At 70.2% G+C, this 20,982-nt stretch carries 11 protein-coding genes and 1 pseudogene; 6 read left to right on the forward strand and 6 right to left on the reverse strand.

Going from position 1 to position 20,982, the window contains the following annotated elements:
- Window positions 1-49 precede the first annotated feature (49 nt).
- Window positions 50-4,771 carry a hypothetical protein gene (locus tag RB628_RS03165; protein WP_318318692.1) on the forward strand — a complete coding sequence of 1,574 codons (4,722 nt, stop codon included), beginning with the start codon at window positions 50-52 and terminating at the stop codon, window positions 4,769-4,771.
- A gap of 85 nt (window positions 4,772-4,856) precedes the next feature.
- On the opposite strand, the gene RB628_RS03170 is transcribed toward RB628_RS03165, so the two are convergent.
- From RB628_RS03170 to RB628_RS03185, 4 genes and pseudogenes are all read right to left on the reverse strand, one after another.
- A complete protein-coding gene (locus RB628_RS03170) occupies window positions 4,857-6,407 on the reverse strand; it encodes a GMC family oxidoreductase (protein WP_318318693.1) in 1,551 nt (516 codons plus the stop codon).
- A 16-nt stretch (window positions 6,408-6,423) separates the two neighbouring features.
- Window positions 6,424-6,903 (reverse strand): annotated as a pseudogene (locus RB628_RS03175) (amino acid permease); the annotation flags it as partial.
- A gap of 263 nt (window positions 6,904-7,166) precedes the next feature.
- Entirely contained in the window at window positions 7,167-8,627 is a 1,461-nt protein-coding gene (locus tag RB628_RS03180; protein ID WP_318318694.1) for an aldehyde dehydrogenase family protein, read from the reverse strand.
- A gap of 525 nt (window positions 8,628-9,152) precedes the next feature.
- Window positions 9,153-9,656, reverse strand: coding sequence for a hypothetical protein (locus RB628_RS03185; RefSeq protein WP_412180584.1), 504 nt, complete (start codon window positions 9,654-9,656; stop codon window positions 9,153-9,155).
- A gap of 517 nt (window positions 9,657-10,173) precedes the next feature.
- On the opposite strand from RB628_RS03185, the gene RB628_RS03190 reads away from it, so the two are divergent.
- The 5 genes from RB628_RS03190 to RB628_RS03210 are packed head-to-tail and all read left to right on the forward strand — an operon-like array spanning window position 10,174 to window position 18,312.
- Complete coding sequence (locus tag RB628_RS03190; protein WP_318318696.1) at window positions 10,174-13,212, forward strand: nitrate- and nitrite sensing domain-containing protein; 3,039 nt, start codon at window positions 10,174-10,176, stop codon at window positions 13,210-13,212.
- Entirely contained in the window at window positions 13,209-13,649 is a 441-nt protein-coding gene (locus tag RB628_RS03195; protein ID WP_318318697.1) for a roadblock/LC7 domain-containing protein, read from the forward strand. Before RB628_RS03190 ends, RB628_RS03195 begins: the two co-directional genes overlap by 4 nt.
- 9 nt (window positions 13,650-13,658) lie before the next feature.
- Window positions 13,659-14,054: a DUF742 domain-containing protein gene (locus RB628_RS03200; protein WP_318318698.1), complete on the forward strand. Its 396-nt coding sequence runs from the start codon at window positions 13,659-13,661 to the stop codon at window positions 14,052-14,054.
- 24 nt (window positions 14,055-14,078) lie between these two features.
- Window positions 14,079-17,726 (forward strand): hydantoinase B/oxoprolinase family protein, encoded by a 3,648-nt coding sequence (locus RB628_RS03205; protein ID WP_318318699.1) that lies wholly within the window; start codon window positions 14,079-14,081, stop codon window positions 17,724-17,726.
- On the forward strand, window positions 17,707-18,312 hold the full coding sequence (locus RB628_RS03210; protein WP_318318700.1) for an ATP/GTP-binding protein: 606 nt from the start codon (window positions 17,707-17,709) through the stop codon (window positions 18,310-18,312). The genes RB628_RS03205 and RB628_RS03210 overlap by 20 nt, the downstream gene beginning before the upstream one ends.
- A 103-nt stretch (window positions 18,313-18,415) precedes the next feature.
- On the opposite strand, the gene glpK is transcribed toward RB628_RS03210, so the two are convergent.
- Both glpK and RB628_RS03220 read right to left on the reverse strand, forming a co-directional pair.
- On the reverse strand, window positions 18,416-19,927 hold the full coding sequence (gene glpK / locus RB628_RS03215; RefSeq protein WP_318318701.1) for a glycerol kinase GlpK: 1,512 nt from the start codon (window positions 19,925-19,927) through the stop codon (window positions 18,416-18,418).
- 58 nt (window positions 19,928-19,985) lie between these two features.
- Window positions 19,986-20,711: an MIP/aquaporin family protein gene (locus RB628_RS03220; protein ID WP_318318702.1), complete on the reverse strand. Its 726-nt coding sequence runs from the start codon at window positions 20,709-20,711 to the stop codon at window positions 19,986-19,988.
- Between the last annotated feature and the right edge of the window lie 271 nt (window positions 20,712-20,982).

The following is a 20,982-nucleotide window of genomic DNA, read 5'->3' on the forward strand; positions in this document are numbered from 1 at the left end:
TCGCCTCACACCCAACCCGACTACTCCTTCACGACTACGAGAGTCCGCCATGTACGAGCTGTCCCGGGTCCGCCTCTACTCCATCGGTCCTGCCGGTGCGCGCTACGCCGACACCGTGCTTGACCTGCGGGGTGTCGGCGAGCCGGTGCCCGACCCCGCGCCGACCCAGGCGGAGTTCTTCGAGGACGAGCCCGTCGGACCGCCGCGCCGGCCCGCGCCCGCGGGCGTGCTCTTCCTGGAGAACGGCGGCGGCAAGTCCGTACTCCTCAAGCTGATCTTCTCCGTCATGCTGCCGGGGCACCGCAACACGCTCGGTGGAGCCAGTTCCGGCGTGCTGCGCAAGTTTTTGCTCGCCGACGACTGCGGGCATGTGGTCCTGGAGTGGCAGCACACGCTCACCGGCGAGCTGGTGGTGGTCGGCAAGGCGAGCGAATGGCGGGGCCGGCAGGTCTCCAACGACCCGCGGAAGTTCGCCGAGGCCTGGTACTCCTTCCGGCCCGGCCCGGGGCTGAGCCTCGACAACCTTCCCGTCGCCGAGTCCACCGCCGTACGTCCGCCGGTCGAGGGTGCCTCCGGTGCCAAGGGGCGGCGCCGGACGATGAAGGGCTTCCGGGACGCGATCACCGAGGCGGGCAAGGTGTATCCGCACCTCGAAGTGCACTGGGAGGAGATCCACGACCGCTGGAACGAGCATCTGGGGGAGCTGGGTCTCGACCCGGAACTCTTCCGCTACCAGCGGGAGATGAACGCCGACGAGGGTGAGGCCGCCGGCCTCTTCGCGGTCAAGAAGGACTCCGACTTCACCGACCTGCTGCTGCGCGCGGTCACCGACACCCGGGACACGGACGGGCTCGCCGACCTGGTCGGCGGCTTCGGCAACAAGCTGGGGCGGCGGTCCGAACTGATCGCCGAACGGGACTTCACCGCCGGGTCCGTGGACCTGCTCGGGCGGATCGTCGAGGCCGCGGAAACGCGGTCCCGCGCGCGGGACGTCCACTCGGGCGCGGAGCGGCGTACGCGCACACTCGCCCGGCGGCTGTCCGCGCGGGGCGTCCAGGAGCGCGTCCGGGCCGGCGATCTCGCTCAGCGGGTCACCGCCGCGGCGTACACCGTCACCCATTCGGAGGGCGGGCGGGAGCGCAGCGCGCTGATCGCCGCCGAACTAGCCTTCCGGCACGCCTCCCTGGCACTCGCGGCGGCGGAGAAGACGGCAGCCGCGCAGAAGCGGGAACTCGCCGACGCGCGCACCATGCACTCCGCCTGGCAGGCAGCAGAGGTCGTCCTGCGGCACCGCGCCGCCGCCGACCGCTCGGCGCGCGTGGCCGTCGCGATCCGCGAGGCCGAGCGGGACGCGGCCCCGGCGCTCGCCGCCCGAGCCAAGGCCGCCGTCGACCTCGTACGTGCCCTGCAGTCGGCGGCGGAAGGCGCGGAGGCGCTCGCCAACGAGGAGGAGGAGCGGTCCGCCGCCCTTCAGGAGGTCGGCGAGGCCGCGCACCGCGACTCCACAGGCGCCGCCACCGAGGCGCAGCGCGCCCGCAGTGAGGTCGGGCATCTGCGGCAGCGGCTGAGCGAGGTCGAGCAGGAGACCGCCGAGGCGGTGCGTGCGGGCTGGCTCGACGACAGCGCACCCGGCGCGGATCCGGCACGGGCCGCGCTCGCCGCCAGCGACGCCGAGAAATCGGCCGTCGAGGCATGGGACACCGCCCGCGAGGCCTCCAGGCGGTCCTCCGAGCACGCGCGTGACGCGACGTCCACCGAGTCCCGCGCGGAGCTGACGGCGGCCCGCGCGGCGGACGCCGCCACAGCGGCCGAGCGCGCGTACGACGCCGAGCGGCGCACCGCCGAGGGCCTGGCCGTCGAGGAGAGGCTCGCCGAGCTGCTGAGTCTGCCTTCCGCGGGCGGCGGGCGGCAGCGAGGCCGGGCCGCGCTGCCGCGCCAGCACGGTGCGGACCAGGGCGAGGGCGATGGCGGGACGCCTGACGTGCGGGCCGGTACCGGTGCGGAAGCGGGCGCCCCCCGTGCCCGCGACGAGGGTTTCCTGACCCCGGAGGAGCTGGACCGTTTCGCCGACGAACTCCGAGAGCTGCTCGACGACGGGGTCACCTCCGCCGAGCGCCAGCTCTTCGACCTGCGGACCGCCGCAGCCGACGACGCCCGGATCCTCGGCGCGCTCGGTGACGGCGGACTGCTGCCGCCCGGCCCCGATGTGCTGGCCACCGTCGAGTTCCTCGGCGAGCACGGCATCCCCGCGCTGCCCGGCTGGCGCTATCTCGCGCAGGCCGTCGACCCCGCCGACCACGCGCGCGTGCTGGCGGCCCGCCCCGAACTGGTCGACGGCGTCATCATCACCGACCCCGGCGCGCACGCGCGTGCCCGCGAGACCCTCGCCGGCGCCGCCCTGCTGCCACGCTCGGCCGTGGCGGTCGGTACGGCAGCGGCCCTGCTCGCCCCGACTCCGGCCCCCGGACCGGGCGACAGCGACGTGTTCCTCGTACCGCCGAACCCGGCGATGCACGACGAGCACGCCGCCGACGAGGAGCGGCAGGCGCTACGGGCCCGGGCGGGTGCGCGGGAGGAAGAGATCCGCGCGCTCGCGGCGCGGCTCGGGAAGGACCGGGAGCTGTCCGCGCGACTCGCCTCCTGGCGGACGGGCTGTCCGGCCGGGCGGCTCGTCGAGCTGGCCCGGGGCGCGCACGACGCGCGGGCCTTCGCCGAGGAGGCCGAGGCCGAACTGGCCGAGGCGCGAACCGTGCGGGCCGAGGCCGACGAGGTGGCGATCGAGGCGTCCCGGGTGCGGGACGAGCGGCAGGAGGCCGCCCAGCGGGCCCGGCGCGCCGCCGACGCGCTCGCCGGACTGGCGTTCCGGCTGCGCGAACGCGCCGGCTGGCAGGTGAAGGTGCGTGAACTGGCGGACGAGGCCGTCGAGTCGGAAACCCGCGCCCAGGTCTGCCTGGAGCGGGCCCGGTCCGCCGACGAGGACCGCCGCGCCGCCCAGCGCTCCGCCGACGACGCGCGCCGCACGGCCCGCGCCCTGCGTGCCGAGCGCGCGGAGATCGCGGGCGCCCCCGATGACGTACCGGAAGCCGACGAGGACGCCGCCAGGTCGTCGCTGCCCGCCCTCCGAGAGGCCTACCGGGCCGCCTCCCAGCTCTACGAGAAGGTCGGCGTCGGCGCCGACCTTCGAGCCGAGCAGGCGCGGTCCGAGAGCGACGAGAGCGTCGCCCGCGCGGAACTGGACCGCCTGAGCAACAAGGTGAGAACGCGCGCCGAGCAGCTGCTGCAACTGCCCGAGGGTTCCGACGGACCGTCCCGGCAGGCCGCCTCCGCGCGGGCCGAGGAACTGGTGCAGCTCCTTGAGACCCGGGTGTCCACGGCCAGCGAACAGCTCGGCCGGCTGCGCGGCGAGGCCGAGCGGCACGCGCCCGAGGACGGCGAGGCGCACACCGAGCTGGCCGAGGAACTCGTCCCTCGCGACGCCGAGCAGGCCCAGGCCCTGCTGCGCACCGCCACCGCCGAACTCGCCTCCCGCACCGAGGCGTTGACCCGGGCCAGGGAGGCGCACGCGGAGCTGCTCGAAGCGCACCGGGCAGCCGAGGACGCCGCTTCCGGGTTCGACGAGATCGCCGCCATGCTCCGTGATCTCTTGCGCGAGCATTCCTCCGACGAGGAGCAGGAAGCCTCCGAGCCCTACCCCGGCAGCCCCGAGGAGGCACGGCAGGCGGCCGCCGAGGCCCGCCGCTCCCTGCGCGGCTGCGCCGCCGACCTGTCCGCTGCCGAGGGCGCCGTGCGCGAGGCGAGCGACATCCTCGTACGGCACGCCAACTCCACGCGGTACGAGGCGGTGCGCACCCCCGCCCGCCAGCAGATCCGTGAACTGCCAGCGTCCGCGCTGCCCGAGCACGCGCAGAAGTGGGCGGACGCCTTCGCGCCCCGACTCCGGGTCCTGACCGACGAGTTGGCGCAACTGGAGCGGAACCGCGACTCGATCGTCGACCGGTTGCGCGGACTCGTGGAGTCGGCGCTGGCCACCCTGCGGTCCGCGCAGCGGCTGTCCCGGCTGCCCGAGGGGCTGGGTGAGTGGTCCGGGCAGGAGTTCCTGCGCATCCGGTTCGAGGAGCCCGACCAGGCGACGCTCACCGAGCGCCTCGGCGAGGTCATCGACGAGGCGACCCGGGCGGCCGTGAAAAAGAATTCCGACCTGCGCCGGGACGGAATGTCCCTGCTCCTGAGGGGAGTCGGCGCCGCCCTCCAGCCCAAGGGCATCGCTGTCGAGATCCTCAAGCCCGACGCCGTACTGCGTGCCGAGCGCGTGCCCGTGGGACAGATGGGCGACGTGTTCTCGGGTGGTCAGCTGCTCACCGCGGCCATCGCCCTGTACTGCACGATGGCCGCGCTGCGCAGCAATGACCGGGGCCGGGACAAGCACCGGCACGCCGGCACGCTGTTCCTGGACAATCCCATCGGGCGTGCCAACGCGACGTACCTGCTGGAACTCCAGCGAGCCGTGTCGGACGCGCTCGGCGTCCAACTCCTCTACACCACCGGCCTGTTCGACACGACTGCCCTCGCCGAGTTTCCCCTCGTCATCCGTCTCCGCAACGATGCCGACCTCCGCGCGGGCCTGAAGTACATCAGCGTGGAGGAACACCTCCGGCCGGGGCTGCCTCAGCAGGCCACGGCCGGGGAGGGGGACGCGGTGCACAGCGAGATCACGGCGACCAGGATGTTCAAGCGCCCGGCACAGGCGACTCCTTCAGGGCCACCCCCCTGAGGGCGCGGGGCTGTGACATGTGCGGCTCCGCCGCGTGGGCGTGACCAGCCACATACGCCCGCAGTTGCCCCTGCCGGTGGACTTTCTACGCATCCTCTTTCAGAAGGTCAGCGCACTTCTCCCCGATCATCATTGTCGTAATACATGGATTCACCGTCACCAGATCCGGCATCACCGACCCGTCAGCAACCCGCAGTCCCGAGATCCCCTTGACGCGCAGCCGCGCGTCCAGCGGCGCCGAGGCGTCGTCGTCCGCACCCATCTTCACCGTGCAGGCCGGGTGGTAGACGGTGTTGTGGGTCTTGTGGATGTAGTCCAGCAGCTCGTCGTCCGTCCGGACATCCGGCCCGGGGGCCAGTTCCGCCCCCGCCCAGCCGCTCAGCGCGGGCTGGGCGGCAATCCGGCGTGCCAGCTTCAGTCCGTACGTCATCACGCGCGCGTCGTGCTCGTGGCTGAAGTACCGCGGATCGACCATCGGCTTGTCCCGGTAGTCGCGGGTGCGCAGCCTCACAGTGCCGCGAGACTTCGCCCGGGTCACGTTGGGTGTGAGACAGAACGCGTTCTCCGAGGTCGGATAGCCCCAACGCGCCGTGTTCATGTCGAACGGCACCGAGCCGTAGTGGAACATCAGGTCGGGCCGGTCAAGGCCCGGTTCGGTGTCGTAGAAGATGCCCGCCTCCCACCACTGACTGGACGTCGTGGTCATCGGCTGTCTGGCGTCCCACATGATGACCCCTTCGGGGTGGTCCTGCAGGTTCTCGCCGACGCCCGCCGAGTCCACGACCACCTCGACGCCGACCTCGCGCAGCTGCTCGGGCGGCCCGATACCGGACAGCATCAGCAGCTTCGGGGTGTCGATCGCGCCGCATGAAACGATGACCTCGCGACGCGCCCGTACGGTCCTGGTGTGGATGAGATCCGGGTCGAGGTACTCGGCGCCCACGCACCGGCGCCCGTCCAGTACCAGTCGCTTCGCCCGCACCCCCGTCCGTACCTCCAGGTTCGGCCGCTTGCCCATGACCGGGTGGAGATAGGCGACGGAGGACGACTGGCGGATGTTGTTCTCGTCGGAGTTGATCTGGAACCAGTTGGCCCCGCGGACCACGGTGTCACCGTTGTTGAACGGCGTGGTCGGGATGCCCGCCTGCGCGCACGCCTCCAGCAGGGCGCTGCCGCAAGGGTCCTCGCTCTTCAGCGTACGAAGCTTCACCGGGCCGGTGCGGCCGTGGTGGTCGCCGGGGGCGTCGTTGTTCTCCAGGCGCTGGTAGAGCGGGAAGAGGTCGGCCGCGCTCCAGCCCTTACAGCCCGCCGCCGCCCAGTCGTCGAGATCCTCGGCCGGAGCCCAGAAGGCGATGCAGGAGTTGTGGGACGAACAGCCGCCGAGCACCTTCGCACGGGCGTGGCGCATGAAACTGTTGCCGCTGGACTGCGGTTCGACCGGGTAGTCCCAGTCGTAGCCGGATTCCAACAGGCCCATCCAGCGCTCCAGTTTGAGGACGTCGTCGTCGCCGACGTCGCTCGGGCCCGCCTCCAGCACACACACGGTGACGGACGGGTCCTCCGAGAGCCGCGCCGCCACCACGTTGCCTGCGGTGCCACCGCCCACGACCACATAGTCGAACTCATCGGTGTTCATAAGTGGTTGATCTCCTTCAGTCGGCCGCGGGAGCGGCGAGGGGAGCGGCCGGCGCGGCCGGGGATTCCTCAGGACGGTTTCCGGCGAGCACACCCGTCCGGTGCCGCTGGACGAACCAGTAGTAGGCGAAGCCGCCGCCCGCGATGACCGCGACGAACAGCACCGCGCCCCACTGGAGGTACCAGTGGAAGGGGGCGGTCGCGTTGTAGACCGAGGCACGCGGCCAGATCAGGTTGGTCGTCATGGCGGCGCCCCAGACGACGGCCCCTATGTTGACGAGCAGGCCCCAGCGGCCCAGCGAGAACCTGCCGTCGCCGGCCGGCTGCCACCTGCCGCGCAGGCGTGCCACCAGCATGGGTCCGGTGACGCCCAGATAGGCGAGGTAGATCACGATGATGCCGATGCTGGTGACGACGGTGACGATCTGCGGCTGACGGATGTTGACGACCAGGATCGCCAGCGCCAGGACACCGACGATCACGGCAGGCAACACCGGCGCGCTGATCCCGGCCGCGAAGGTGTGGAAGTTGCCGAGGGTGCGCTTGAGCTCGGGCTCCGAACTCGGCGAGTTCGGCGTCGTCCGTGTGCCCTGGGCCTGGTGGTTTCTCGGTTGTTGTCATGAGCGGACTCCTGGTGGGCCTGGGGAGGGGGAGGGAGCGGCTCGATGCGGGTGCCGGGATCTATGAGTGCGGGGCCAGGGGAATGCGGTGAACGGGGGCGCGCATTCCAGACGAACGAGGGGAGTGACCCACCGGGCAGCTAGGAGAACCAGCCCTGCGGCGAAGGATCGGTGTTCCGCCAGATGTGCTTCGCCTCGCGGTACTCGGCAAGCCCCGAAGGCCCGAGTTCGCGGCCGAATCCGGACTGCTTGAAGCCGCCCCACTCCGCCTGAGGGACGTACGGGTGGTAGTCGTTGATCCACACCGTGCCGATCCGCAGCCGAGCCGCGACCCGCTGTGCCCTGGCCTCGTCGGCGGTGAAGACGCCTCCGGCGAGTCCGTACACGGTGTCGTTGGCGAGCCGGACGGCCTCCGCCTCGTCCGTGAACCGCTCCACGGTGAGCACCGGACCGAACGACTCCTCCTGTACGACGGTCATCCGGGCGTTGCACTCGTCGAGCACCGTCGGCGGGTAGTAGAAGCCGTCGTCGAGCCCTTGGGGGCGCGCGCCGCCGCAGCGCAGCACCGCGCCCTCGGCGAGGCCCTGGGCGACATATGCCTCGACCTTCGCGCGATGTGCCTCGGAGATCAGCGGGCCGGTCTGTGCCTGTTCGTCGAAGGGCCCGCCGAGCCGGATCAGCTGGGCCCGGCGGACGACCTCGTCGACGAACCGGTCGTGCAGCGAGTCCTCCACCAGGAGCCGGGCTCCGGCCGAGCAGACCTGCCCGGAGTGCAGGAACACGGCGGTGAGCGCCATGTCGACGGCTGTGTCGAAGTCGGCGTCGGCGAACACGATGTTGGGGTTCTTGCCGCCGAGTTCGAGCGCGACCTTCTTCACGGTTCCGGCCGCCGCGGCCATCAGGCGACGGCCGGTCTGGAGTCCGCCCGTGAACGAGAGGAGGTCGACGTCCGGATGGTCGCCGAGCGGCGCGCCCGCCTCCGGACCCGCGCCGAGGACGAGGTTGGCCACGCCCGCAGGCAGTCCCGCCTCCTCCAGGAGCCGCATCAGGTGGATCGCGGTGTGTGGGGTCAGCTCGCTCGGTTTGAGGACGAAGGTGTTGCCGGCCGCGAGCGCAGGAGCGACCTTCCACGCCGTCTGGAGGAGCGGATAGTTCCATGGGGTGATCAGCGCGCAGACGCCGACCGGTTCGTAGACGACCCGGCTGTCCACACGCGGTGAGCCGGTGTCGATGACCCGCCCGGACTCGCCTGCCACGAGCCGACCGAAGTAGCGGAAGCAGTTGACGATGTCGTCGATGTCGTAGGCGCTCTCCACCAGGCGTTTTCCGGTGTCGAGGGACTCCGCGCGGGCAAGCACGTCTTTGTCGCGGACCATGAGGTCGGCGACGCGCAGCAGCAGGTCACCGCGTTCGCTCGCCGGTGTGCCCGGCCACGGGCCCTCGTCGAAGGCACGGCGGGCGGCGGCGATGGCCTCCGCCGTGTCCTTCGGGCCGGCTTCGTCGACGACGCCGACCAGGGAGCCGTCAGCGGGACAGCGGATCTCGCGGGTACGTTCGTCGAGCGCGGATTTCCACGCGCCGCCGATGAAGAGTTCGGGCATGCTCTCGTTCCTCCTGGTCGACGCCGTACCGAAGGCGCCCTTGCGGCTGAGCGCCTCCCCGGCCGTCGGCAGTTCATGCGGAATGTGATCTTCGACACGCCAGATGGGGCTGCCGGCGCGCCTGGTTGGGAGGGGAGTGCCTCAGTCTGCGATCCCCTCGTCCGGAACCAGCACACCACCCTTCCGGCGTGACCGCGATGGCATCACGGACTGGGTCTTCCGCCAGGAATCAGGAGCCTGTTCGACTCCATGCCTGTGGCAGTACTCCGGGCTCGGTCACCTCGACAGCGAGAGGCATGTGCGGTGGAGGTGGCATGGATCGGGGCCGCGTTTGCGAAGGCCGACGGGTTCAGGTGCGGTGGCGAGTGCAGATGGGTGGGGTGGCGGGGGCAGGCGCTCTCCTGACGCCTCGCCCGGGCGAGGCGTCAGGAGAGCGCCGTGGTGGCGCGGGAGGGGATCGGTCGTCACTGGCCCTCCGAACGCCTGGGTCGTTCCCGGCCCTGGGTGCCGTGACTCCTGGAGTCCTCAGGGGTGCGACAACTGCCCCGACCCGCCACCCTGCCTGCGTATCCGCTCCTGGGTCCGGGCGGCTGCCCGGGCCTGTCGCCGAGCTGTGCGGCGCTCGCGTCGCAGCGCCCGAGCTGTGCTGCTCGGGGTTGACACCACGCCGTTGCGCTGGTTCCAGACCTGGCGTGTCACCCACACGTCGAGCGCGGCCCAGGTCGCCAGCACCGTACTGGCCACGCTGCTGAGCACCATGGGGAAGGCCAGCCAGGAACCGGCCAGCGTGGACAGGAAAGCCACCATCGCCTGAATCAGCGTCACGGCAATGACGAGCACCGCCCGCACGGCCGCCGTACGCACCGGATCCGGCAGGCGGCGCCGACGGGCGGGCTCCTCCACCCATAGCTGTCGGTAGGAGTGCTGTGTCTCTGCCCTGGCTGAAGCCGGGAGTTGCCCGGCGGAGGCGCAGGGTCCTTCGGCGCCACCGACCCCCCTGCCGTCGCCTATGTCGTTGTGGCCGTCCATCGAAAGGTCGTCATCCCGCGCCCTGGAACCCCGGATCACCGCCAAGGGCGCCACAACGCCGTTATCGGGTGCTTCGCGTCGTTCCGCCGTGCCCATCACGTGTCACTCCCCACCGCCCAGCAGACCGTCCGTCCCGGTGTCGCTGGACACCGGTTCCCCAGTGGTTGCCCGGCTTACGCTGTCTTACGCCGCCTGGATGCGGGATGCGGCCCCTGTCAGGGGTTCCGCTGCCCAATTCCTATGTACAAAGACGAACGGCGTGTCTGGAAGATTCCCATCAAACGCAAGAATCCAGCCAAATGGCCAAGTTGGCCGAAGGGTGCCATCCCGTGGTCGATGCCGGATTCGAGGAGGCAATCTCCCGCAATGATCGGACAACTCGCCATGTCTCGCCGGGGGCACGGAAGTTCAGCCTCCGGACAGGTCTTCGAGTTATCCGTGGGTCAGTAGTAGGCTCACGCCGATTATTGACGCACATGTGTACCCCCGCGCTGGCGGGGGTGAGCTGGGGGAGGCCATGCGCTTTCGCGGGAAGTCCATCCGCCGGAAGATCGTGGCGCTGCTTCTCGTGCCGCTGGTGTCTCTGACCGCGATCTGGGGCTTCGCCACCGTGCTCACGGGTCGTGAGGCGGCCGAGCTGTTCAATGTGTCCTCGATCGTGGAGAAGGTCAGCTACCCCACAGAGGACGCCGTGCGCGTGCTCCAGCAGGAGCGCCGCCAGACTCTCGTCTACCTCGCCGATCCCCGTGCCTCCGATGCGCTGGCGGCCCTCCGGCGCAGCCGCACCGCCACCGACGACGTCGTCGACAAGATCCGTGACAACGCCGCCAAATCCGATGTGCGCAACTCGATCAGTGAGAGCGACGGCGAACGCCTCACCGCCGTCCTGGAGGCGTTCGACGGCATCGAGCCGCTGCGACGCAGCGTCGAGGAGGGCACCGTCACCCGGACCCAGGCCCTCGACCTCTACAACCGCCTGGTCGACCCCTGTTACGTCCTGCTCGCCAACCTGCACATCATCGACAACCTGGAGATGGACAAGCAGGCCCGCGCCCTCGTCAACACCGCCCGCGCCCGCGAACTGCTCTCCCGCGAGGACGCCCTGCTCGGTTCGGCCCTGGTCGTCGGCAGGCTCTCCCGTGACGAATCCCGCGACATCTCCGACCTCGTGGCGCAGCGCACCGTCATGTACGACGTCAGCCTGCCGCTGCTCCCGCTGTCGGACCGCGCACGCTACGAGCGGTTCTGGAAGAACGCCTCCACCGCGCCGCTCCGAGTGGCCGAACAGGCCGCCATCGGCGCCGAGTCCGGCCGGCCGCGGGGCGTCACGGCGAAGAGCTGGGACACCACTGCCGGCGATGTCCTCGACGAACTCCGCAAGCTCAACGACCAGTCGGGCGACCGCTATCAGGACCGGGTCCGGCCCGTCGTCACGGGCGTCATCGTCAAAGCCGTCGTCGCAGGCGTCCTTGGACTGCTCGCCCTGCTGTTCTCGCTCTTCCTGTCCGTACGCATCGGCCGCGCCCTCATCCGCGACCTGCGCCAACTCCGCCTCGAGGCCCACGAGGCATCCGGTGTGCGGCTGCCCAGCGTGATGCGCCGTCTGTCGGCCGGCGAACAGGTCGACGTGGAGACCGAGGTCCCGCGCCTGGAGTACGACAAGAACGAGATCGGCGAGGTCGGCCAGGCCCTCAACACCCTGCAGCGCGCTGCCGTCGAGGCAGCCGTCAAACAGGCCGAACTCCGCGCGGGAGTCTCGGAGGTCTTCGTCAACCTCGCCCGGCGCAGCCAGGTCCTGCTGCACAAGCAGCTCACCCTGCTCGACACCATGGAACGCAGGACCGAGGACACCGACGAACTCGCCGACCTGTTCCGCCTCGATCACCTCACAACGCGCATGCGCCGCCATGCCGAAGGCCTGGTGATCCTCTCGGGAGCCGCTCCCTCCCGGCAGTGGCGTAAGCCCGTCCAGCTGATGGATGTCGTACGCGCCGCCGTCGCCGAGGTCGAGGACTACGAGCGCATCGAGGTCCGCAGGCTGCCACGGATGGCCGTCACCGGTCCGGCCGTCGCTGACCTCACCCACCTCGTGGCCGAACTCCTGGAGAACGCCACGGTGTTTTCTCCCCCGCACACGGCCATCCAGGTTCTGGGCGAACGTGTCGCCAACGGGTTCACCCTGGAAATTCATGACCGGGGCCTGGGCATGGCGGCCGAAGCGCTTCTCGACGCCAACCTGCGGCTCGCCGAGACACCCGAGTTCGAACTGTCCGACACGGACCGGCTCGGCCTGTTCGTCGTCAGCCGGCTCGCCCAGCGGCAGAACGTCCGTGTCTCCCTCCAACCGTCCCCGTACGGCGGCACCACGGCCGTCGTCTTCGTCCCCGACGCTCTCCTCACGGACGACATCCCGGACACCAACGGCATCGGCTTCCGCCTCGACCGCGCCCACCCCTCCAGGGAGGCCGAGTTCGGGGAGAGTCGCAAGGCCGCGCTCTCCCCGGCGCCCGTGCGGCTCCCTGGCCTGCCCTCCTCGCTCCTCGACGGGCCGGTCGAACTGGAGGCGCCGGTCGACCTGGACGCCCTCAACGACTTTCCCGGTACCTTCGGCGACACTGACAGCGAACCCGGCGCACTCTCCAGGCCACGCCGTTCGATCATCGGAGCGACGGGCGACGGCAGCGGCCTTCTCAGAGAGCAGCACCAGCAGCTTTCCGAAGGCCGGGGCGAACCCGACCCCCACGGCACGGCCGGCCGGCCTGACGACGCCGTGGCGCTTCCGCGCCGCCGAACTCCCAAGCTGGTCAGCTCCCATGGCCGACCGGTCACGGAACAGCCACCCCGGCGCATACCGGCCCCGGCCGACGAACAGCCGGCGGAGGGTGTGGGCTCGACGGACCCGGACACGCTGGCCCCGCTTCCGGCGCGCCGCCGGGGCGAGACACCGATCCGCCGCGGAGCCGCCCCGGGTGACGGATTCGGTGACCGCGCGGAATCCTCGGTGCGTGGTTGGGACAACAGAGGGGAAGCCATCGGCCGGGGCCACGGCCGCGTGGATCCGGCGGTCTCCAGGGGCTTCACCGACCGCACGGAACCGCCTGCCTCGCGCTTCGGCGACCGATCCCTCGGTGACCGTCCCGACTTGGCCGCCCGTAGCGACGGCGGCCGAGCGGAGGCCGACCGAGGCGGCCTCGGTGACCTGTCGCCGGAGGCCCCGGCTTTCCCGCAGCGTGAGCGGCACGGTGGCTCCGGCGGGACTGCCTCCCGCCCCGGTGCGCCAGGCGACCCGGCCGCCTCCGGTACGGGAGGGCTGCCCCGCCGCGTGCGGCAGGCCAGCCTGGCTCCGCAGCTGAGGGACGGTCCGGAGCGGCGCGCCGAACGGATGAAGTCCCGTCCCCAGGACGGGGCCGACCTCTTCGACCGTGACGCCGACGAGGTCCGCAGTCGCATGGCCTCGCTGCAGCGCGGCTGGCAGCGTGGTCGTGACGAGAACGCCGCGGACGACGGCACCCAGGACGGCACAGCACAAGGAACGACAAAGGGGGACGGTCGATGACCGCACCGAAGGCGACCGGCCAGACCGCGAGCGACAAGGCGTCGGGCGAGCTCAACTGGCTCCTCGACGACCTTGTGGACAGGGTCGCCAGCATCCGCAGAGCGCTCGTGCTCTCCGGTGACGGACTTCCCACGGGGGTCTCCAAGGACCTCAGCCGGGAGGACAGTGAGCACCTGGCCGCCGTAGCCTCCGGATTCCACAGCCTCGCCAAGGGCGTGGGTCGTCACTTCGATGCCGGCAACGTCCGTCAGACGGTCGTCGAACTCGACGACGCCTTTCTGTTCGTGACAGCAGCCGGGGACGGCAGCTGCCTGGCCGTGCTGTCGGACGCCGACTCGGACGTGGGTCAGGTCGCCTACGAGATGACCCTTCTGGTGAAGCGCGTCGGTGTGCATCTGGCGGCTGCTCCGCGCACCGATCTGCCCGCAGGCGGGTAGTGAAATGACATGAGCGGAGACGGTCAGCCCAGAAGCCACTGGTTCGACGACGAGGCCGGACCGGTCGTCCGTCCGTACGCCATGACGCGAGGCCGCACCAGCCATGCGGCCCAACACCGCCTGGACTTGATCGCGGTGGTCGTCACGGAGGCGCACGCGGACGATCCGGAAGCAGATCACACGCTGTCCCCGGAACACGTGGACATCGTCGAACTCTGTCGTGACGCCCCCCAGTCGGTCGCCGAACTCGCTGCCGAACTCAATCTCCCCATCGGTGTGGTGCGGGTCCTCATCGGGGATCTCGTGGACGAGGAAATGGTCCATGTGACGCGCCCCGTACCCCCCGCAGAACTGGTGGACGAGAGTATTCTGCGCGACGTGATCAACGGCCTCCGGGCGCTCTGAGCAGCGCGGAAGCGGGGTAGAGACGTGACAGGCTGGCAGTTCTGGGTCGACCGAGGCGGTACCTTCACCGACATCGTCGCGCGGCGCCCCGACGGCGGCCTGCTCACCCACAAGCTGCTGTCCGACAACCCCACCCGGTACGCCGACGCGGCCGTCGCAGGTGTACGCGAACTGCTGGGCGATTCCAGGGAGCCCGTCGAGGTCGTCCGGATGGGTACGACCGTCGCCACCAACGCACTCCTGGAACGCAAGGGCGAACGCACCCTCCTCGTCGTCACCCGCGGCTTCCGCGACGCGCTGCGCATCGCCTACCAGAACCGCCCCCGAATCTTCGCCCGCCGGATCGACCTCCCCGGGCTGCTCCATGAACGGGTCGTCGAGGCCGACGAGCGCATCGCCGCCGACGGCACCGTCCTGCGCGCTCCCGACCTCGACACCCTCGCCGGGCCGCTTCAGGAGGCCTACGACGACGGGATCCGCGCCGTCGCCGTGGTCTGCATGCACAGCCACCTCCACCCCGCCCACGAACAGGCCATCGGCGCACTGGCCGCTCGCATCGGCTTCCCGCAGATCTCGCTGTCCAGCGAGGTCAGCCCGCTCATGAAACTCGTCCCCCGCGGGGACACGGCCGTGGTCGACGCCTACCTGTCGCCCGTCCTGCACCGGTACGTCCAGCACGTCGCCGACGAGCTCAAGGACGTCCGGCTGATGTTCATGCAGTCCAACGGAGGCCTCACCGAAGCCGGTCAGTTCCGCGGCAAGGACGCCATCCTGTCCGGACCGGCCGGCGGCATCGTCGGCATGACGCGCCTGTCCCAGCTCGCCGGGTTCGACCGCGTCATCGGTTTCGACATGGGCGGTACCTCCACCGACGTCTCGCACTTCGCCGGTGAGTACGAACGCGTCTTCACCACCCAGATCGCCGGGGTGCGCCTGCGCGCGCCCATGCTGGACATCCACACCGTCGCCGCCGGCGGCGGCTCCGTCCTCCACTTCGACGGCTCCCGCTACCGCGTGGGACCCGACTCCGCGGGCGCGGACCCCGGCCCCGCCTGCTACCGCGGCGGCGGTCCGCTCACCGTCACCGACGCCAACGTCGCCCTCGGACGCATCCAACCCGGCCATTTTCCCCAGGTGTTCGGCCCCGACGCCGACCAGTCCCTCGACGACACCCTCGTCCGCGACCGCTTCGCCGCCCTCGCCCACGAGATCCGCGAGCGGACCGGCGACGACCGCACCCCCGAACAGGTGGCCGAGGGCTACCTGCAGATCGCCGTGGCAGGCATCGCCAACGCCGTGAAGCGGATCTCCGTGCAGAAGGGGCACGACATCACCCGGTACGCTCTCACCACCTTCGGTGGTGCGGGTGGGCAGCACGCCTGCATGGTCGCCGACTCGCTCGGGGTCCGGACCGTCCTGGTGCCGCCCATGGCCGGTGTCCTCTCCGCGCTCGGCATCGGACTCGCCGACACCACGGCCATGCGCGAACAGTCCGTCGAGGCACCCCTGGAACCCGCCTCCATGCCCCGCGTCCTGAAGACCGCCGAAGACCTGGAAGGTGCCGCCCGTGCGGAGCTCCTCGCCGAGGACGTCCCCGAGGACCGCATCCAGGTCACCTGCCGCGCCCAGCTCCGCTACGACGGTACGGACACGACTCTGACCGTCGGGCTCGGCGAACCCACCGCGATGAAACACGCCTTCGAAGAACGTCATCGCGCCACGTACTCCTTCACCCTCGACCGCCCCGTAGTCGTCGAAGCCCTCTCCGTGGAAGCCACTGGCATCACCGAACCCCCCGATCTCTCCGCCCTCGCCACGTTCGTCCCCCGCGCCTCCGCCCCCGAGACGGTCAGCCTCCACACAGGCGGCGCCTGGCACGACGTACCCCTGCACCGCCGCGAAGAACTGCCCCCCGGCGAGACGGTCACCGGCCCGGCGATCATCACCGAAGCCAGTGCCACGACCGTCGTCGACGCCGGCTGGCAGGCAGCGACGACCGACGACGGGCATCTGGTCATGGAACGCGCGGCGGTCACGCAGAGTTCCGATCTCGGCACGGAAGTGGATCCCGTTCTGCTGGAGGTCTTCAACAACCTCTTCATGGCGATCGCCGAACAGATGGGCGCTCGGCTGGAATCGACCGCCCAGTCCGTCAACATCAAGGAGCGCCTGGACTTCTCCTGCGCCCTCTTCGACCCCGACGGAAACCTGGTCGCCAACGCGCCCCACATCCCCGTTCACCTGGGATCCATGGGTACGAGCGTCAAGGAGGTCATCGCCCGCCGAGGCGTCGGCATGCGCCCAGGCGACACGTACGCCGTCAACGATCCCTACCATGGCGGCACCCACCTCCCCGACGTCACCGTGATCACCCCGGTCTTCGGCACGGAGCGGACGACACCGGGCAACGGCGACACAGAGAGTGACCGGATCCTCTTCTACGTCGCCTCGCGCGGCCACCACGCCGAGATCGGTGGCATCGCCCCCGGCTCCATGCCGGCGGACAGCCGCACCATCGACGAGGAGGGCATCCTCTTCGACGACTGGCTGCTCGCCGAGAACGGCCGCTTCCGCGAGGAGGAGACCCTCCGTCTGCTCACCGAAGCGCCCTACCCCTCCCGCAACCCGAGGACCAACCTCGCCGACCTGCGTGCCCAGATCGCCGCGAACCAGAAGGGCGTCGACGAAGTCGCCCGGATGATCGACAACTTCGGCCTCGACGTCGTCCAGGCGTACATGGGGCACGTCCAGGACAACGCCGAGGAATCGGTACGGCGGGTGATCGACGCTCTGGAAGAGGGCGAGTTCGCCTACGAGACCGACGCGGGAGCCGTCATCCGGGTACGCGTCTCCGTGGACCACGAAAAACGTTCCGCGACGGTCGACTTCACCGGCACCTCCGCACAGCTGAGCAGCAATTTCAACGCTCCCTTCGCGGTGGTCAACGCGGCTGTCCTGTATGTCTTCCGCACGCTGGTCGACGACGACATCCCCCTCAACGACGGCTGTCTGCGCCCGCTCGACATCGTCGTACCGCCCGCTTCGATGCTTGCTCCCGAGCCGCCGGCCGCTGTCGTCGCGGGCAATGTCGAGACCTCGCAGTCCATCACCGGAGCCCTGTACGGGGCGCTCGGTGTCCAGGCCGAGGGCTCCGGAACGATGAACAACGTCACCTTCGGCAACGAGCGGTACCAGTACTACGAAACGATTGCCTCCGGGTCCGGCGCGGGTGAAGGATTTCCCGGCGCGTCCGTCGTCCAGACACATATGACCAATTCGCGGCTCACCGACCCCGAGGTCCTGGAGTGGCGCCTGCCCGTCCGGCTCGACGAGTTCGCGATTCGGCGCGGCAGCGGCGGTGCGGGACAATGGCGAGGCGGAGACGGGGCGGTGCGCCGCCTCCGGTTCAACGAGCCGATGTCCGTCTCCACGCTGTCGCAGCACCGCCGGGTTCCGCCGTACGGTATGGCGGGCGGCGAGCCCGGGGCGCTGGGGGCCAACCGCGTGGAGCGTGCGGACGGCACGGTCACCGTGCTCGGCGGCAGTGACTCGGCGGACGTCGGCCCCGGCGATGTACTCGTCATCGAAACCCCCGGCGGCGGGGGCTACGGCCCACCGCCGACCGACCCCGAACAAGCAGGAGAAGAGATCGATGATCTTCGGGCGTTCTGAACGCGGCAAGCCCCCGGTCGAGCCCGTCACGCTCAAGATCCTCGTGGCCGGAGGTTTCGGCGTGGGCAAGACGACCCTCGTCGGCGCGGTCAGCGAGATCAAGCCGCTGCGCACCGAGGAGTTGCTCACCGAGGCGGGCCGCCCGGTCGACGACACCAGAGGAGTGGAGGGCAAGCACACCACCACCGTGGCGATGGACTTCGGCCGCATCACGCTCCGCGAGGACCTGGTGCTGTACCTCTTCGGGACACCCGGACAGGACCGTTTCTGGTTCCTGTGGGACGAGCTCGCCACCGGCGCGCTGGGGGCGGTCGTCCTCGCGGACACCCGTCGCCTTGAGGACAGCTTTGCGGCGGTCGACTACTTCGAGCGGCGTTCCATACCCTTCGTGGTCGGCGTCAACTGCTTCGACGGAGCGGCCCGTTATCCGTCACAGTCCGTCCGGGCGGCGCTCGATCTCGACCCCAGTGTGCCGCTCGTGCTGTGCGACGCGCGCGACCGGGAGTCGGTCAAGGATGTCCTCATCGGAGTCGTCCAGCACGCGATGGCCTACGCGGCCGGCCGCCGCGCGACCGTCACCACCTGACAGCCCTTCACCGTCCCGTACGCGCACGGCCCGTACCCCCGCCGACCGAGGTACGGGCCGCGGTCCACAGGCACGCGCGCGTGGAGTGCCCTCCGGCATGGCTCTAGCCCCGGCTCTCATCCTCCCAGCCGAAGCTTTTCTCCACGGCTTTGCGCCAGTTGTGGTACTCGCGGTCGCGAACCGACCCCTCCATGGCGGGCGTCCACTCGACGTCCTTCTGCCAGTGCGACTTCAGCTCGTCCAGGTCGTTCCACACACCGGTCGCGAGCCCGGCCGCGTACGCAGCTCCCAGACATGTCGTCTCGGAGATCTTCGGACGGATGACCGGCACTCCGAGGACATCCGCCTGGTGCTGCATCAGCAGGTTGTTCTTCGTCATGCCGCCGTCCACCTTCAGGGTCGTGATGCTCACCCCGGAGTCATGGAACATGGCGTCCACGACCTCCCGCGTCTGCCAGCTCGTCGCCTCCAGCACCGCGCGGGCCAGATGCCCCTTGGTGACGTACCGCGTGAGGCCGGTGACCACTCCGCGCGCGTCGGAGCGCCAGTAGGGCGCGAACAGGCCGGAGAACGCGGGCACGATGTACGCGCCGCCGTTGTCGTCGACGCTCGCCGCGAGCGTCTCGATCTCGTCGGCGGTACGGATGATGCCGAGTTGGTCGCGGAACCACTGCACCAGCGCACCGGTGATCGCGATCGACCCTTCGAGGCAGTAGACGGGGGCCTCGGCGCCGATCTTGTAGCCCATCGTGGTCAGCAGACCGTTTTTCGAGGGAACGGGCCGGTTCCCGGTGTTGAGCAGCAGGAAACTGCCGGTTCCGTAGGTGTTCTTCGCCGTCCCCACGTCGTAGCAGGCCTGGCCGAACACCGCGGCTTGCTGGTCGCCCAGCGCGGAGGCGACGGGGACGCCCGCGAGTTGGCCCACCGCGGTGCCGTACACCTCGGACGAGGACTTGATCTCGGGGAGGATCTTCTCGGGGACGTTCATCGCGGACAGGATGGTCGCGTCCCACTGGAGAGTCTCCAGGTCCATCAGCATGGTGCGGCCCGCGTTGGTCACATCGGTGACATGCCGCCCGCCGTCAGTACCGCCCGTCAGGTTCCAGATCAGCCAGGAGTCGATGGTGCCGAAGGCGATCTCGCCGTGTTCGGCGCGGGCGCGCAGCCCCGGCACGTTGTCCAGCAGCCAGACCGCCTTGGGGCCGGAGAAGTAGCTGGCCAGGGGCAGTCCGGTGCGCTCCCGGAAGCGGTCCTGCCCGTCGTTGCCGCCGAGTTCGTTGCAGATCGCCGCCGTACGTGTGTCCTGCCAGACGATCGCGTTGTGGACCGGCTTGCCCGTGGCTCGGTCCCACAGAACCGTCGTCTCGCGCTGGTTGGTGATGCCGAGCGCACTGAGCTGGTCGGCGCGCAGCCCGGCCCTGGCGAGCGCGCCCGCGACCACCGCCTGCACCTTCGACCAGATCTCGGTGGCGTCGTGTTCCACCCACCCGGGCTTGGGGAAGATCTGGCGGTGCTCGCGCTGGTCGACGGCGACGATCGCGCCGTCCTGGTTGAAGACGATGCAGCGGCTGGACGTGGTGCCCTGGTCGATCGCGGCGACGAACCTGTCCGTCATGACGTCCCCTTCGTGGGAAGCTCCGGAAGTCTGCAGCCCCAGAGAGCGTGCGTGCGCGTCAGAAGGCTGCGTTGAAGACGATCCCCGCCGGCGCGCCGCCGATCAGCGGCCCCACCACCGGGATCCACGCGTAACTCCAGTCCGAGGTGCCCTTGTTGCGTATCGGGAGCAGGGCGTGGGCGATGCGCGGGCCCAGGTCACGGGCCGGATTGCTGGCGTACCCCGTGGGACCGCCGAGCGACAGACCGATGCCGACCACCAGGCAGGAGACGATCAGAATCGCCGTGCCGGATTCGCCGAGCCCCTTGGTCAGGCCGAAGGCCAGGATCGGCAGAACCAGACCCATGGTCGCGATGATCTCGGTGATGAGGTTCGCGACGGGATTGCGGATCGCGGGCGTGGTGGAGAAGATCCCGAGCGTCGGCTGGACGGTTTCTTCCTCCGCGTTGGCCTGGAACTGGGCGAAGTAGACCAGCCAGCACAGGATCGCGCCGAGAAAGGCGCCGACCATCTGCCCGGCGATGTAGACGGGCACCTGATCCCAGTCTCCGGTGGCGATGGCGACGCCGATCGTCACCGCGGGGTTGAGATGCCCGCCGGACAGCGGCGCGGCAGCGTACGCCCCGGCCAGTACGCCGAAGCCCCATCCGAACGTGATGACGACCCAGCTGGCGCCCTTGGCCTTGGAGTGGTTCAGTACGACAGCGGCGACCACGCCGGCGCCGAAGAGGATCAGAATCGCTGTACCGATGATCTCGTCGACAAAGACGTCCCCATTGCTCATGGCGGCTCCTAGGCCCTCGCCCGGGATGATCCGGCCCCGGCCGACCTTGCAGGGTGCGTTCCCATGGCTACTTCAGCCGAGAGCAGGGAGTTCCCGCGCCCCACCCGGCATCCGTGACGAGCGTGCCGTCGCAGCCGAATCGCCCGCATGGGAATGGCCCGTGGTGCAGAGGGGCCCGCACGGCCCATTGCCTGAATACGCCGAGAATGTGCGGCGATGCCGACTGACACCGGAAGTGTTCTCCGACGTCCTGTGAGCGTCAAGGTCGCCG

The sequence above is a fragment of the Streptomyces sp. ADMS genome (assembly GCF_033441795.1).
GTDB lineage: Bacteria > Actinomycetota > Actinomycetes > Streptomycetales > Streptomycetaceae > Streptomyces.